The 14809-nt window shown below is 69.0% G+C and carries 19 protein-coding genes; 6 read left to right on the forward strand and 13 right to left on the reverse strand.

What is annotated here, in order from left to right; all coding sequences use genetic code 11:
• Nucleotides 1-9: 9 nt before the first annotated feature.
• The 4 genes from FHS98_RS14365 to FHS98_RS19000 are packed head-to-tail and all read right to left on the reverse strand — an operon-like array spanning nt 10 to nt 1208.
• Complete coding sequence (locus tag FHS98_RS14365) at nt 10-378, reverse strand: ribose-phosphate pyrophosphokinase (protein WP_167106425.1); 369 nt, start codon at nt 376-378, stop codon at nt 10-12.
• Nucleotides 375-806: a cupin domain-containing protein gene (locus tag FHS98_RS14370; RefSeq protein WP_167106428.1), complete on the reverse strand. Its 432-nt coding sequence runs from the start codon at nt 804-806 to the stop codon at nt 375-377. Before FHS98_RS14370 ends, FHS98_RS14365 begins: the two co-directional genes overlap by 4 nt.
• 55 nt (nt 807-861) lie before the next feature.
• Nucleotides 862-1050 carry a PspC domain-containing protein gene (locus FHS98_RS14375; RefSeq protein WP_167106431.1) on the reverse strand — a complete coding sequence of 63 codons (189 nt, stop codon included), beginning with the start codon at nt 1048-1050 and terminating at the stop codon, nt 862-864.
• 23 nt (nt 1051-1073) lie between these two features.
• Nucleotides 1074-1208 (reverse strand): hypothetical protein, encoded by a 135-nt coding sequence (locus tag FHS98_RS19000; protein ID WP_279588274.1) that lies wholly within the window; start codon nt 1206-1208, stop codon nt 1074-1076.
• 246 nt (nt 1209-1454) lie between these two features.
• Here FHS98_RS19000 and FHS98_RS14380 point away from each other — a divergent pair, with 246 nt between their 5' ends.
• Together FHS98_RS14380 and FHS98_RS14385 are read left to right on the forward strand one after the other, a co-directional pair.
• Entirely contained in the window at nt 1455-3281 is a 1827-nt protein-coding gene (locus tag FHS98_RS14380; RefSeq protein ID WP_167106434.1) for an ABCB family ABC transporter ATP-binding protein/permease, read from the forward strand.
• 73 nt (nt 3282-3354) lie between these two features.
• Entirely contained in the window at nt 3355-4332 is a 978-nt protein-coding gene (locus tag FHS98_RS14385) for a retropepsin-like aspartic protease (RefSeq protein WP_167106437.1), read from the forward strand.
• Nucleotides 4333-4355: 23 nt separating this feature from the next.
• Here the strand turns inward: FHS98_RS14385 and FHS98_RS14390 are convergent, their stop codons facing one another.
• Nucleotides 4356-4871, reverse strand: coding sequence for a thioredoxin family protein (locus tag FHS98_RS14390; protein ID WP_167106440.1), 516 nt, complete (start codon nt 4869-4871; stop codon nt 4356-4358).
• A 141-nt stretch (nt 4872-5012) separates the two neighbouring features.
• On the opposite strand from FHS98_RS14390, the gene recQ reads away from it, so the two are divergent.
• Nucleotides 5013-6779 (forward strand): DNA helicase RecQ, encoded by a 1767-nt coding sequence (gene recQ, locus FHS98_RS14395; RefSeq protein ID WP_167106443.1) that lies wholly within the window; start codon nt 5013-5015, stop codon nt 6777-6779.
• Nucleotides 6780-6812: 33 nt separating this feature from the next.
• Nucleotides 6813-7232 (forward strand): TIGR01244 family sulfur transferase, encoded by a 420-nt coding sequence (locus tag FHS98_RS14400; protein WP_167106446.1) that lies wholly within the window; start codon nt 6813-6815, stop codon nt 7230-7232.
• Nucleotides 7233-7235: 3 nt separating this feature from the next.
• Here the strand turns inward: FHS98_RS14400 and FHS98_RS19005 are convergent, their stop codons facing one another.
• The 7 genes from FHS98_RS19005 to FHS98_RS14430 form a co-directional block, all read right to left on the reverse strand.
• Nucleotides 7236-7370, reverse strand: coding sequence for a hypothetical protein (locus FHS98_RS19005; RefSeq protein ID WP_279588275.1), 135 nt, complete (start codon nt 7368-7370; stop codon nt 7236-7238).
• A 97-nt stretch (nt 7371-7467) separates the two neighbouring features.
• Nucleotides 7468-8796 carry an ammonium transporter gene (locus tag FHS98_RS14405; protein WP_167106803.1) on the reverse strand — a complete coding sequence of 443 codons (1329 nt, stop codon included), beginning with the start codon at nt 8794-8796 and terminating at the stop codon, nt 7468-7470.
• Nucleotides 8797-8810: 14 nt separating this feature from the next.
• Nucleotides 8811-9149 (reverse strand): P-II family nitrogen regulator, encoded by a 339-nt coding sequence (locus FHS98_RS14410; protein ID WP_167106449.1) that lies wholly within the window; start codon nt 9147-9149, stop codon nt 8811-8813.
• Between the two features lie 153 nt (nt 9150-9302).
• Nucleotides 9303-9509, reverse strand: a complete 207-nt coding sequence (locus tag FHS98_RS14415) for a putative signal transducing protein (protein WP_167106452.1) — start codon at nt 9507-9509, stop codon at nt 9303-9305.
• A gap of 5 nt (nt 9510-9514) precedes the next feature.
• Nucleotides 9515-10945, reverse strand: a complete 1431-nt coding sequence (gene tldD, locus FHS98_RS14420; RefSeq protein WP_167106455.1) for a metalloprotease TldD — start codon at nt 10943-10945, stop codon at nt 9515-9517.
• A gap of 47 nt (nt 10946-10992) precedes the next feature.
• A complete protein-coding gene (locus tag FHS98_RS14425) occupies nt 10993-11208 on the reverse strand; it encodes a zinc-finger domain-containing protein (RefSeq protein ID WP_019834276.1) in 216 nt (71 codons plus the stop codon).
• Nucleotides 11209-11246: 38 nt separating this feature from the next.
• A complete protein-coding gene (locus FHS98_RS14430) occupies nt 11247-11390 on the reverse strand; it encodes a hypothetical protein (protein ID WP_167106458.1) in 144 nt (47 codons plus the stop codon).
• Between the two features lie 99 nt (nt 11391-11489).
• Here FHS98_RS14430 and FHS98_RS14435 point away from each other — a divergent pair, with 99 nt between their 5' ends.
• On the forward strand, nt 11490-12416 hold the full coding sequence (locus FHS98_RS14435; protein WP_167106460.1) for an ABC transporter ATP-binding protein: 927 nt from the start codon (nt 11490-11492) through the stop codon (nt 12414-12416).
• Nucleotides 12416-14011 (forward strand): L-aspartate oxidase, encoded by a 1596-nt coding sequence (gene nadB / locus FHS98_RS14440; protein ID WP_167106463.1) that lies wholly within the window; start codon nt 12416-12418, stop codon nt 14009-14011. Before FHS98_RS14435 ends, nadB begins: the two co-directional genes overlap by 1 nt.
• A gap of 126 nt (nt 14012-14137) precedes the next feature.
• Here the strand turns inward: nadB and FHS98_RS14445 are convergent, their stop codons facing one another.
• The gene (locus FHS98_RS14445; protein ID WP_167106467.1) at nt 14138-14806 is read right to left on the reverse strand and encodes a hypothetical protein; all 669 of its coding nucleotides are present in this window, start codon (nt 14804-14806) and stop codon (nt 14138-14140) included.
• Nucleotides 14807-14809: the final 3 nt, after the last annotated feature.

Consider the following 14809-nt stretch of genomic DNA (forward strand, 5'->3'; position numbering starts at 1 on the left):
CGCAAGGGCCTAGCGATCGCGCCAATAGGCGAAGGCTTCCTGCTGGAGGACGGTCACGAAGGCGCGCGCCGCCGGCCCTTCCCACGGACCGTCATAGCCGAGCATCATGGCATGGCCGCCACCCCACCAGCCCTGCCCCGGAAGGCCATCCGATTCCCGGACGAGCAGCACGGCCAGCTCCGGCTCGCCGGCCGCCGCGCCCGCCTCGTCGATGGCCCCGAGGGTGCGGCAGACGGCGCGCATCTTCGGGCGGGTGAAGCGATGGCCGAGCTGGGCGAGCAATGCCGAATAGCTGATCGCCTCGCCGGCGCGCGCGGCCTCGACCATCAGCGCGCGCACCCGCGCGATGTCGGCGATCGGATCGACGGCGGCGGTCATTGCGCGCCCGGCGCCCAGCCGGCGGGCGCGAGCGTGAAGCCCGCGAAGTCGAAGCCCGGCGCGACGATGCACGACACCAGCGCCCAGCCGCCGGTCGTCTCGGTCGATTGCCAGTGATGGGGCGGAACCAGACCCTGCGGCGCCTCGCCGCTCGCGATATCCGGCCCGAGGCGATGTTCGGTGACCGGGCCGGACTCCGACGGCGCGGTCAGCAGGCGGAGCGGCGCGCCGGCGTGCCACAGCCAGAGTTCGGCCGCGTCCACCCGGTGCCAGTGCGATCGCTGGCCGGCTTCGAGCAGGAAATAGATGGCGGTCGCCCCTGCGCGGGCGCCGGGCTCGGCCTCGGCACGCCAGGTTTCGCGATACCAGCCGCCTTCGGGATGGGGCTGGAGGTTCAGTCGTTCGATGATGGCCTGGGCGCTGTGCATCGCCGGAAGATCGTCGGCGGAAGCGCGTCAGGCAAGGGGCGGGCGGAAGGGGCGCTCAGCGCTCCCCCGCCAGCCAGCCGATCAGGCAGTAGAGGATGACCCCCGGCAGGCCGAAGCTCACCACGGTGAGAACCAGCAGGGCGATGCGGACCAGCGCGACCGGCAGGCCGGTGAAATCCGCAACGCCCTGGCACACGCCGAGCCACAAACCCTGGCGGCGATCGATCACGAAACGGTTGGACATAGGTGCCTCCGTATCCGCGTCGATCAGATGCCGAGGATGGCGGCGGCGGCAGGCTGCGCCGGCAGGACGGCCGCACCGACCAGAACGGACGCGAACAGCACCGCGCCAACCATCGAAGCGAGCTGCTGACGCAGGGCGGAAAAGTCGATCGAGAACATGGCAAATCTCCCTCTGTGATCCTTGCCTCGCCGTGTTTGGCGGGACGTCAGGAGTATTGCAGGGGCCGTGCCAAGTTGCAGAAAGCCCGGATTCCGGGGCGTTCCGACGACGAATTTCCGATCAACACCAGAAATATTCCGAGAGCTGAGCGCATTTTCCCAAGTATTGGCGGAATTTTTCCGACACTTTCGAAATCCACAGCGTCGCATTGGCGGGAGCGGCCGACGGACCTATGTTAGCCGCCTATGCCACCCGATCATTCCAGCGGGGCGGACGCGAAGGCCGATGTCGGCTTCGCCTCGCTCGGCCGCTTCCTGCCCTATCTCTGGCCGGCCGACGCGCCGATGCTGCGGCTGCGCATCGTCGTGGCGCTGCTGTTCGTCGTGCTGTCCAAGATCGTGCAGGTCTATGGCGCGCCCTTCGCGCTTCAGGGCGCGATCGACCGGATGGCCCATGGCGACCGCTCCGTCGCGACGCTGATCGTGGCGCTGGTGGTCGGCTATGCGGCGGCGCGCTTCGGCAGCACATTGTTCGACAATCTGCGCAACGCCGTGTTCGAGCGCGTGGGGCAGGATGCGACGCGCCGGCTCGCCTCCGCCGTGTTCCGCCATCTCCACCAATTGTCGCTGCGCTTCCATCTCGGCCGGCGGACGGGCGCCGTCACCAAGGTGGTCGAGCGCGGCACCAAGAGCATCGACACGATGCTCTATTTCCTGCTCTTCAACATCGCGCCGACCGTGCTCGAGCTGGTTCTGGTGGTGCAGATCTTCTGGTCGCGGTTCGGCTTCTGGCTGGTCGGCTCGACGCTGGTGATGGTGGTGGCGTACATCGTCTTCACCCGCCTCGTGACCGACTGGCGCAACGCATTGCGCGCGAAGATGAACGATCTCGACACGCGCTCGGTGGCGCACGCCGTCGATTCGCTGCTGAACTTCGAGACGGTCAAATATTTCAACGCCGAGGAGCGCGAGGCCGAGCGCTATGATCGCGCCGTCACCGCCTATGCCAACGCCGCGGTGAAGAACGAGACGTCGCTGGCCTGGCTCAACATCGGCCAGAGCCTCATCACCAATCTGATGATGGCGGGCGGCATGGGGCTGGTCGTCACCGGCTGGGCGCGCGGGCAGTTCACGCCCGGCGACACGGTGCTGGTGAGCACGCTGCTCGCCCAGCTCTTCCGCCCGCTCGACCTGCTCGGCATGGTCTATCGCACGGTGCGGCAGGGGCTGCTCGACATGGCGGCGATGTTCGAGCTGCTCGATACGCCGGCCGAGGTGGTCGACATGGCCGAAGCGCCGCCGCTGCTGGTCGGGCGCGGGCACGTCCGCTTCGAGGACGTGCATTTCGGCTATGAGGGCGAGCGCGCGATCCTCAAGGGCATCGACATCGACGTGCCGGCGGGCAGCACGCTCGCCATCGTCGGGCCGTCTGGCGCGGGCAAGTCGACGATCGCGCGGCTGCTGTATCGCTTCTACAACCTCAGCTCCGGCCGCATCACCATCGACGGGCAGGACATCGCCGAGGTCGAGCAGGCCTCGCTGCGCGCCGCGATCGGCATCGTCCCGCAGGACACGGTGCTGTTCAACGACACGATCGGCTACAACATCGCCTATGGCCGCGCCGGCGCCACCGACGCCGACATCCGCATGGCCGCGCGGGGCGCCGCGATCGACCGCTTCATCGAGGCCCAGCCCAAGGGCTATGGCACGGAGGTCGGCGAGCGCGGGCTCAAGCTCTCGGGCGGCGAGAAGCAGCGCGTCGCGATCGCGCGGACATTGCTGAAAGATCCGCCGATCCTGATCCTCGACGAGGCGACCAGCGCGCTCGACAGCCGCACCGAGGCGGACATCCTCCAGACGCTCGGCGCGGTGACGGCCCGGCGGACCACCATCACCATCGCGCATCGCCTCTCCACCATCGCCGACGCCGACCAGATCGTGGTGCTCGAAGCGGGCCGCGTCGCCGAGCGGGGCACCCACGCCTCGCTGATGGCGGCGGGCGGACTCTATGCCGAGATGTGGGCGCGGCAGGCGGCCGAGCGCGAATCGGGGCAGGCGATGGCGGCGGAATGATTCCCGCCGCTTGAACCCGCCCGGCATCGGTGTAGCATCTCCCTAAAACACGAGGGGGAAGAGGGCTATGCCATTGTCGACACCCGCGGCCGCTCTGGCGGCGCTCCTGGCTCTGGGCCAATCCCCTCCGGCGGCGCCGCTCACCACGCGCGCCACCGTGCAGCCGCCGCCGCCCGCCGCACCGGGGCAGCCGCTCCCCGACGACGCCGCGCCGCCCGGGGATAGCGGCTCGACCGCCGTGGCGCTCCGCAATGCGGATCAGCGCATGACGGTGAAGGTGATGATAAACGGCGCGGGGCCGTTCCGTTTCATCGTCGACAGCGGGGCGACACGCACCGTCATCTCCCGGCGGCTGGCAACGCTGCTCGGATTGCCGTCGGCGGGGACGGTCACGCTGCACAGCGTCGGCGGCGAGAGTCAGGTCGAGGCGGTCAAGATCGCCGCCCTCTCGCTCAGCGACATGCCCGCCCAGCCCATCATCGCGCCGGAACTGGCGGAGGCGGACCTCGGCGGCGTCGGTATCCTCGGCATCGACATGCTCGCCAACAAGCGCGTGGTGATCGATCTCAAGAACAACCGCATGAAGGTGGAGCCCGCCGGCCGCTACCGCCCGCCCGCCGAACTGGGCGAGATCGTCGTCACGGCGCGCCGCCGCTACGGCCAGCTCGTGCTCGCCGACGCGGATGCGGTGGGCACGCGCATCTATGCCGTGATCGACACGGGCAGCAGCGTGACACTCGGCAATATCGTGCTGCGCGACAAGCTGGTCCGCCGCAAGCGGGCGCAGGCGCTGCCGGTCGATATCATCGACGTCACCGGCCATGTCATCAAGGGCCATTATGCCCAGATCAACGACATCCGGCTCGGCACGACGCACATCCAGCAGTCGACCATCGCCTTTTCCGATGCCCACGCCTTCGAGCGTTTCGGCCTCGACAAGAAGCCGAGCATGTTGGTCGGCATGGACCTGCTGCGCTGTTTCGATCGCGTGTCGATCGACTTCAAGCACAAGACGGTGTCGCTGATCGCCTCCCGCCCGTCGATCGGCTGACGGGGGCGATCAGGCCGGCTTGCTCAGGCCCATTGGGCCAGCCAGTCGGCCAGCGCCTGCGGGTTCATGTGGCGCGCGTCGGTGAGCGCGAAGAGGCGGCCGTTGTTGAGCAGCCTGTCATGCACCGGGTCGACGGCGAGGATGGCGGGCACCCCCTGCAGCTTGGCGATGCCGTAGCGGGCGGCGATGTCGCCATTCTTGTCGTAGCGGCCGATGTCCACCTTCACGACGACGAAGTGCCGCGCGACATAGGGCTTCAGTTCCGGCAGATCGAGGATGCCGGCCAGCACGCGGCAATCGCCACACCAGTTGCCGCCGAGATCGATCAGCAGCGTCTTGTGCTCGCGCTTCGCCTGCGCCTTGGCCCTGGCGACGGCGACCTTGGCGTCGGCCTGCTCGTCATAGGGATAGGGGAGCGGCTGGGCGAGTTGGTCGATGCTCGTGATCGAAAGGTGCGGCGCGGGCGCCTGGGCCGCGAGCGGAGCCGCCAGGGCCACAGCGGCGATGGCGAGGAAAGGGAGCGCGGAGAGCTTCGTCATGCGGCGATGCTAGCGCCGTGCCGGAAGAGGCCGCCAGCAAGGCTTTGCTGCCCCGCATCAAGCCCAGCTTGGCACGGCGCGCGACGAAATCATGGGCCGCCGGGGTGACGCGCGCCGCCCCAGACGGTAACCGGGGCGCAAATGGCCTCCGATCCCCTCGACATCCTCCACGCGACTTTCGGCTTCTCGGGCTTCCGGGGGGTCCAGCAGGCGGTGGTGGATCGCGTGATGGCCGGCGCGGGGACGCTCGCGGTGATGCCGACGGGCGCGGGCAAGTCGCTCTGCTACCAGCTTCCGGCGCTCGCGCGGGAAGGGACGGCGGTGGTCGTGTCGCCGCTGATCGCGCTGATGCACGATCAGGTCCGCTCGGCCGAGGGCTTCGGGATCAGGGCCGCGACGCTCACCTCCGCCGACGACGATCGCGCCGAGACGATGCGCCGCTTCCGCAGCGGAGAGCTGGACCTGCTCTATGTCGCGCCCGAGCGGGCTTCCGGCGAAAGCTTCCGCAACCTGCTGCGATCGACCCCGCTGGCGCTGTTCGCGATCGACGAGGCGCATTGCGTGTCGGAATGGGGGCATGATTTCCGCCCCGACTACCGGCTGCTCCGCCCGCTGCTCGACGCCTTTCCCGAGGTGCCGCGCCTCGCGCTCACCGCCACCGCCGACGCGCATACGCGGGCCGACATCCTCCAGCAGCTCGGGCTGCCGCAGGACGGGCTGATCGTCGCCGGCTTCGACCGGCCCAACATCCGCTACGGCATCTCGCCCCGCGACAGCCTGACCGCCCAGCTCAAGAGCTTCCTCGCCGAACAGCCCGGCGCGGGCATCATCTACGCCCCCACCCGCGACGCGACCGACCGGATCGCCGCGCAGGTGGCGCAGATCGGCCGCCCGGTGCGCGCCTATCATGCCGGGCTCGACGCCCATATTCGCGCGCAGAACCAGCGCGACTTCGTGGCCTCCGAAGACATGGTGATGGTGGCGACGATCGCCTTCGGCATGGGCATCGACAAGCCTGACGTCCGCTTCGTGGCCCATGCCGGCCTGCCCAAGTCGGTCGAGGCCTATTATCAGGAGACCGGACGCGCCGGCCGCGACGGCGAACCGGCGGTGGCGCAGCTCTTCTGGGGTGCCGAGGATTTCGCCCGCGCCCAGCGCCGCATCGTCGAGGTCGACGAAGCCCGCCAGCGCGGCGAACGCGCGCGGCTCTCGGCGCTCAGCGATCTGGTCGAGACGGCGGAATGCCGCCGCGCCATCCTGCTGCGCTATTTCGGCGAGCAGCCCGCGCCCCGCTGCGGCAATTGCGACAATTGCCTCTCGCCGCCCGCCACCGTCGATGCGACCGAGGTCGCGCGCAAGCTGCTCTCCGCCGCCTTCCGCACCGAGATGCGGTTCGGCGTCGGCCACCTGACCGACGTGCTGGCCGGCCGCGACACCGACAAGGTGATCTCCAACGGCCACAACCGCCTGTCGGTCTATGGCATCGCCGACGAGGAGGAGCTGAAGCTGATCCGCCCCGTCGCCCGCGCGCTGATCGCCCGCGATGCGCTGCGCGCCGACGAATATGGCGGCCTGTCCTTCGGCCCCAGCGCCCGCCCGATCCTGAAGGGGGAGGAGTCGGTCGGCCTCGTCCTGCCGCCCAAGCGCGAGCGCAAGCACCGCAGCCGCGATGCCGAGGAGCATCCCCATGATCCGCTGTTCGAGGCGCTGCGCGCGAAACGCCGGGAAATCGCCATGGAACGCGGCGTGCCGCCCTATGTGATCTTCCACGACTCGACGCTGCGCGAGATGTCCGGGCTGCATCCCACCACCATGGCCGGCCTCGCGCAGGTGACGGGCGTGGGCCAGGCCAAGCGTGACGCCTATGGCGAGGCCTTCCTCGAAGTGCTGCGCAACTGGCGGGGATAGGCTAGGGGCAATTCCGAACCCAAGGAGGCCCCCATGTTCCGCACCATCGACGAGACGCTTCAGGTAGCCGGCCAGATCACCCCCGCAGACGTGGCGGCGGCGGCGGCGCAGGGCATCCGCACCATCATCAACAACCGGCCCGACGGCGAGCAGCCCGGCCAGCCGACCTCCGCCGAGATCGAGGCGGCAGCGACGGCGGCGGGGCTCGGCTATGCCCATATCCCGGTCGACCATTCGGGCTTCTCGATGGAGCAGGTCGAGGCGATGACCGCGGCCCTCGCCCAGCCAGCCCCGGCGCTCGCCTTCTGCCGCTCGGGCACGCGATCGACGTTCCTGTGGTCGCTCGCGCGCGGCCTCGCCGGTGACGAGCCGACCGAGATCGCCGCCAAGGCCGCCAACGCCGGCTATGACGTCTCGCCGCTCATGCCGATGATCCAGAGCCTGCGCGGCTGAGCCTCAGCGCAGCAGCGAGCGCACTCCGAAAATGGCCAGGACGAGGAGGGCGGTGGCGAACCAGCCCTCCCAGGTGGCGGGCGAATAGCCGAAGCCCAGGCGCTTGGGCCGGAACCACCGGCGGGGATGATGCAGCATCGTCGCGCTCTCCTGTCCGGGGCATCCTACAGTCTCCCGCGCATGAAAAAAGGGCCGGCGAGTCGCCCCGCCGGCCCAGGTCTTCGCAGGAGGAAGCTCAGTTGTAGGCGCGCTCGCCATGCTCCCCGAGATCGAGGCCTTCGCGCTCGACTTCAGGGCTGACGCGCAGGCCCGTCACCGCCTTGGCGATGAAGATCGCGATCACCGTGCCGATGCTGGTCCAGACGATCGTCGTCACGACCGTCTCGAACTGCACGAGAAGCTGGTGCGCCATGTCGTAGGGCGCCTTGCCCGGACCGCCGAGCGACGGAGAATAGACGATGCCGGTGCCGATCGCGCCGATCATGCCGCCGATGCCATGCACGCCGAAGGCGTCCAGCGCGTCGTCATAGCCGAGCTTCGGCTTGAGGACGGAGACCGCGTAGAAGCAGATGACGGAAGCGACGGCGCCGAGCACGATCGCGCCGAACGGGCCGGAATTGCCCGCCGCCGGCGTGACCGCGACAAGGCCGGCGACGATGCCCGAGCAGAAGCCCAGCGCCGAGCCCTTGTGGCCGTTCAGCCGCTCGATCAGCATCCAAGCGAGGCCGGCCGCGGCGGTCGCCACGAAGGTGTTCATCATCGCCAGCGCCGCCGAGCCGTTGGCCTCCAGCGCGGAACCCGCGTTGAAGCCGAACCAGCCCACCCAGAGAAGGCCGGTGCCGATGCCGGTCATGGTCAGCGAGTGCGGGACGATCCGCTCCTGCGGATAGCCGATGCGCTTGCCGAGAATCAGGCAGGCGACCAGCGCGGAGACGCCGGCGTTGATATGCACCACCGTGCCGCCCGCGAAATCGAGCGCGCCCTTGGTGAAGAAGAAGCCGTTGGGAGCCCATACCATGTGCGCGATCGGGAAATAGACGATCGTCAGCCACACCGCGCCGAACACCATCACGGCGGAGAACTTCATCCGCTCCACCACCGATCCCAGCACCAGCGCCACGGTGATCGCCGCGAAGGTCATCTGGAAGCAGATGAAGACATATTCGGGGATGGCCACGCCCGGCGTGAAGGTCGCCGCCGTGGTGTCCGGCGTGACGCCGGCGAGGAACGCCTTGCTGAGGCTCGCGAAGAAGGGATTGCCGCCGTCACCGAAGGCGAGCGCATAGCCCCACATCACCCAGATCAGCATCGCCAGCGCGGCGACCGCGCCGATCTGCGTCATGGTCGCGAGCATGTTCTTCGAGCGCGTGAGGCCGCCGTAGAACAAAGCGAGGCCCGGCACGATCATCATCAGCACGAGCACCGTGGAGGTCATCATCCAGGCGGTGTCGCCCTTGTTGACCGTCGGCGCGGCGGCCGCCGCCTGTGCCCAGGCCGGAAACGCCGCGAACAGGGCGAGGCCGAGCGCCCCCGCGCCTGCGGCGAGCTTGGTCGATGGCTTCATCATTCCCCCTTCCCTCAAAGCGCGGTTTCGTCGGTCTCGCCGGTGCGGATGCGCACCGCCTCGGCCAGATCGAGGACGAAGATCTTGCCGTCGCCGATCGCGCCGGTGTTGGCCGCCTGCTGGATCGCCTCGACCACGCGCGGCGACAGATCGGAGGTGCAGGCCACCTCGATCTTGATCTTGGGCACCATGTTCGTGCTGTATTCCGCGCCGCGGTAAATCTCGGTCTGGCCCTTCTGCCGACCGAAGCCCTTGACCTCCGTCACCGTCATGCCGGCGACGCCGATGGACGAGAGCGCCTCGCGCACCTCGTCCAGCTTGAATGGCTTGATGATCGCGATGATCAGTTTCATGCCGCCTCCCTGCGCAGGCCCCGTGGGCCATCCCGAAGGAAACCTTCGCAAGGGGCGTGCCAGTTTTCCGCAGACGCGTTTCTGCGGCGCAGCACGATTCAGGGGCGGAACGACCGCCTAGTGCTTGGGCACCTCGACAGAGATGCCTGTTATTTAGGCAGAGATGTCCGCGAGCAGCCGCTCGGCGGTGGCGCGATCGCTCTCGTCCACCATCAGGCGGACGGGGGTGAGCCCGCCGAAGCCGAGGCTCGCCAGCCCGCTGTCGAACAGCACGGCCTGGATGCCCTCGGCCGCCAGCATCCCGCGCGCCATCTCGGCGACAGCGTGCTCCGGGAAGGTCTCGATCTCGACGAGCGCCATGACGGTCAGGCCGCCGTGCCGCCGACAGTCAGCCGGTCGATCAGCAGCGTCGGCTGGCCGACGCCCGCAGGCACCGACTGGCCGCCCTTGCCGCAGATGCCGACGCCCTCATCCAGCGCCATGTCGTTGCCGATCGCCGAGACGTGGGTGAGGACCGAGGGGCCGTCGCCGATCAGCGTCGCGCCCTTGATCGGCGCGCCGAGCTTGCCGTTCTCGATCCTGTAGGCCTCAGTGCAGGAGAAGACGAACTTGCCGGACGTGATGTCGACCTGCCCGCCGCCGAAGCTCTTGGCGTAGATGCCGTTCTTCACGCGGCCGAGGATCTCGTCCGGGTCATCCTGGCCGCCGAGCATGAAGGTGTTGGTCATGCGCGGCATCGGCGCGTGGGCGAAGCTCTCGCGGCGGCCGTTGCCGGTGGCGGGCACGCCCATCAGGCGGGCGTTGAGGCGATCCTGCATATAGCCCTTGAGGATGCCGTCCTCGATCAGGACATTGGCCTGCGTCGGCGTGCCCTCGTCGTCGATCGAGAGCGAGCCGCGCCGCTCGCCCATCGAGCCGTCGTCGATCACGGTGACGCCGGGGGCCGCCACCCGCTCGCCGATGCGGCCGGAGAAGGCCGACGAGCCCTTGCGGTTGAAATCGCCCTCAAGGCCATGACCGACCGCCTCGTGGAGCAGCACGCCCGGCCAGCCGGGGCCGCACACCACGGTCATCTCGCCGGCGGGCGCCGCCACCGCTTCGAGATTGACCAGCGCCTGTGCCAGCGCCTCGTCCACCGCACGGGCACCCGTGGCGGGATCGAACAGGCGATCGTAGAGATAGCGCCCGCCGAGCCCGAAGAAGCCCGACTCGCGGCGGCCATTCTGCTCGACCACGATCGAGACGTTGAGGCGCACCAGCGGCCGCACGTCGAGCGCGACGAAGCCATCCGGCCGCACGATCTCGACCACGCTCCACGAGCCCGACAGGCCGACCGACACCTGCGCCACACGCGGATCGCGGGCGCGGGCCATGGCGTCGATGGTCTGGCACAGCTCGACCTTCTTCGCGAAGGGGACGAGGCTCAGCGGATCGGCGTCGCCATAAAGGTGGCGGTTGGTGCGGGCGGGGGGCGCCGCCTTGGTGCCGACAGCCGGATCGAGCAGGCTCATCGTCTCGGCGGCGCGACGGATCGCGCGCTCGGAGATTTCGTTGGCGTGGGCGAAGGCGGTCGTCTCGCCCGACACGCCGCGCAGGCCGAAGCCGGCCTGCGTGTTGAAATCGGCGGTCTTCAGCCGGCCATCGTCGAAGCCGAAGCTCTCCGACGCGATATATTGGAGATAGAGTTCGCCATCGTCCGACCGCTGGAGCGCGTCGGCCGTCAGGCGCAGCGCGGCATCGGGGTCGAGCGCGCCGTCGCGATAGAGGAAGGAGCGGGGATCGATGAGGCTCGTCATGCCGGGCATATAGGCCCCGGCTTGGCCCGCGTCATCCCCGCAACGGGTCAGGCGGCGGCGGAATGATCCGCGGGGCCGCCGATCAGCACGAAGCGGCGGTCGCAATAGCCGCATTCCACGAAACCGGTCTCGTCGATTTCGAGGAAGACGCGCGGATGGCCGAGCGCAGCCCCGGTGGGGATGTCGCTGGCGCCGTCGCACACCACGCGCGAGGTGGTGACGCGGATCGTTTCGGGCTGGTTCGTGCTCACGAGGCGCCGCATAGCAAGAGGCGCGCAGCCGCGCAATCACGGGCGGCGGATCAGGCGGCGGCGAACGAGGAAAGAATCAGCGGCGGCGCCTCGTGCGGCACGTTCATCACGGCGAGCAGCCCGGCCGCCAGCATCGCCAGCAGAAGCGCGATCTGCGAGCCACGGAGCAGGCGCGGGGCGACGAGCGCGGTCATGGAGCGAGCGTCCGCCTCAAGGCCTAACGGATCGTCAAGCAACATGGTGAATGCAGCGCCCCCTAGCGAGTGCCCGCGCGAGCGTCTATCTGCGCTCCCATGAGCGACGCGGCGATCAGCATCCAGAATCTGCAAAAGACCTATGCGGGCGGCAAGACCGCGCTCCACGGCGTCAGTTTCGACGTGCCGCGCGGGCAGATTTTCGGCCTGCTGGGGCCGAACGGGGCGGGCAAGTCGACGCTCATCAACATCCTCGCCGGCCTCGTCAACAAGACGGGCGGCAAGGCCTCGATCTGGGGCTTCGACATCGACGAGCATCCCCGCAACGCCAAGCGCTCGATCGGCATCGTGCCGCAGGAGATCCTGTTCGATCCCTTCTTCACGCCCAAGGAAGCGCTGGAGATCCAGGCCGGGCTCTACGGCATCCCGAGGGCCGAGCGCCGCACGATGGAGCTGCTCCGCGCCGTCCATCTCGAGGACAAGGCCGACGCCTATGCCCGCACGCTGTCGGGCGGCATGAAGCGGCGCCTGCTGGTCGCCAAGGCGATGGTCCACACGCCGCCGGTGCTGGTGCTCGACGAGCCGACCGCCGGCGTCGATATCGAGCTTCGCCAGCAGCTCTGGGCCTATGTCCGCCAGTTGAACGAGCAGGGCGTGACGGTGGTGCTGACCACGCACTATCTCGAAGAGGCGCAGGAACTCTGCGACCGGATCGCGATCATCAACCATGGCCGCCTGATCGCCAACGAGCCGACCGCGAGCCTCCTCTCCAAGGCGCAGGAGAAGGTCGTCGAGGTGACGGTGGACCGCGATCTCGCCGCCGTGCCGCAGTCCCCGCTGTTCGAGAAGGCCGAACTCAAGGGCGAGCGCGTGATCGCGATCACCTATCAGAAGGACCGCGCGAACGCCGGTGATGTGCTGGCGGCGGTCAGCGCGGCGGGCTTCGGCGTGGTCGACGTCTCGACCCGCGAGGCGGACCTGGAGGATGTCTTCCTCAGCCTCACCAGCGATCGGGCCGCCGCCTGATGGTCACGCGCCCGTTTGACGTCGTCATCGTCGGCTCGGGCGCGGCGGGGCTCACCGCCGCACTCAGCCTCGCGGAGCGCTTCCGGGTCGCGGTGCTCGCCAAGGGCGGGCTTTCGGAGGGATCGACCGCCTGGGCGCAGGGCGGCATCGCCGCCGTGCTCGAAGAGGGCGACACCTTCGAGAGCCATATCGAGGATACGATGGTGGCCGGCGCCGGCCTCAACAACCGGGCCTCGGTCGAGTTCGTGATCGAGAATGCGCCGCGCTCGATCGAGCGGCTGGTCGAGCTGGGCGTCCCCTTCAACCAGGACGGCAACGCGCTCCACCTGACGCGGGAAGGCGGGCACAGCCATCGCCGCATCGTCCATGTCAACGACGCCACCGGCTGGGCGGTGCAGGAGGCGCTGGAGACGGCCGCCAAGCGCCATCCCAACATCACGCTGGTGCCCGACATGGCGGCGATCGACCTCGCCACCTCGCGCCATGGCGAGCGCTATCTGGGCGACGGGCATGTCTGGGGCGTCTATGCGCTCAACCGGCGGACCGGGCAGGTCGAGACCTTCACCGGCAAGGCGACCATCCTCGCCACCGGCGGCGCGGGGCGGACCTATCTCTATTCGACCGCGCCGCGCGGCGCGACCGGCGACGGCATCGCGATGGCATGGCGGGCGGGCGGGCGCGTCTCCAACATGGAGATGATGCAGTTCCACCCGACCTGCCTCTGGAACCTCGACGTCAAGAATTTCCTCATCACCGAGGCGATGCGCGGCGAGGGCGGGCGGCTGAAGCTGCCGCCGGGCGTGCCGGGCGCGGGCCACCGCTTCATGCCGGACTTCGATCCCCGCGAGGAGCTGGCGCCGCGCGACATCGTCGCCCGCGCGATCGACCATGAGATCAAGCGGCTCGGCCTCGACTATGTCCATCTCGACATCAGCCATCAGCCGCCGGAGTTCGTGAAGCACCACTTCCCGACCATCTACGCCAAGCTGCTCACCCTCGGCATCGACATCACCACCGATCCGATCCCCGTCGTCCCGGCCCAGCATTACACCTGCGGCGGCGTGATCGTGGACCTGAAGGGCCGCACCGATCTGCCCGGCCTCTATGCGGCGGGCGAGGTGACGCAATCGGGGCTGCACGGCGCGAACCGTCTGGCCTCGAACTCGCTGCTCGAATGCTTCGTCTTCGGCGAGGCGGCGGCGGGGCATATCACCCGCCACTGGGACGAGCTGCCTTCGCCGCCGCCGATCCGGCCGTGGGACGAGAGCCGCGTCACCGATTCGGACGAGGAGGTCATCGTCCAGCACAACTGGCGCGAGATCCGCCGTTTCATGTGGGACTATGTCGGCATCGTCCGCACCACCAAGCGGCTGGAGCGGGCGCAGCACCGCATCAAGCTGCTCCGCCGCGAGGTGGAGGAATATTACGGCAACTTCCGCGTGACGGCGGACCTGATCGAGCTGCGCAATCTCGTCGAGGTGGCCGACCTGATCGTCCGCTCCGCGCTCGCCCGCAAGGAGAGCCGGGGCCTCCACTACACGCTCGACTATCCCGAGATGCTGGCGGAGGCCAGGGACACCATCCTCGTCCCCTGACGCCCTCCTGCCGTCACCCCGGACTTGATCCGGGGTCCAGAGTTGCGAACGGCATCGCCTGAAGCTCTGGATGCCGGATCAAGTCCGGCATGACGAAACAGGGAGACTGGCGAGGGAAGGGAAGCGTCAGCCGCCGTGATGCCTCGCCCGGCGATGATGGCGCACCGGCGCCAGCTTCCTGCCCAGCATCGCGCGATAGCGGCGCTCGGCGGTGCGCTGGTCGACCTCCATCAGCACCTTGCCGCTCGGCACGTCGACGAAATAGGCGGTGAAGCGCCTCTTCGCCGGGCAATCCGCCTTCTCGGGCATCGTCGCCGCCACGATCAGCCGCTTGCCGCTCGTCCAGCCGAGCGAAACCAGGTCGGGCGCGATATCCCCGGCGCAGCCCGCCGGCGCGCGATAGACCTTCGCCACCACCTCGGCGAGATTCACCCGCCGCCACCCGCGCGGCTTGCGCCGCACCAGGATGGCGGTCCGCAGCCTCTCCTCGCCATCCTCATAGGTGACCGCGAGCGCGCGCGAATCCGGCGCCCAGAGCAGTTCCGCCCCCGGCCCGCCGGGGAAGTGGAAACCGCCGCGCGTGCCGAGATAGACGATGAGGTTATCCTCCTCCTTGTCCTCGGTGAAGCGGGCGACCGCGCGGGTGCGGTCGTCGGGCGCGCTGACGGTCATCGGGCGCGAGGAGCCGACGATATCGGTGAGCGCCGTCGCCTTCTTCGAAAACACCCCCGCGGCCGCCGGCGCGGCGCAGAGGAAAGCCAGCAGCAGGGCCTTCGCCAGTCGTGATGGATACATGTT

Origin of the sequence: Sphingomonas oligoaromativorans, from assembly GCF_011762195.1 — a bacterium.
GTDB classification, from domain to species: domain Bacteria; phylum Pseudomonadota; class Alphaproteobacteria; order Sphingomonadales; family Sphingomonadaceae; genus Solisphingomonas; species Solisphingomonas oligoaromativorans.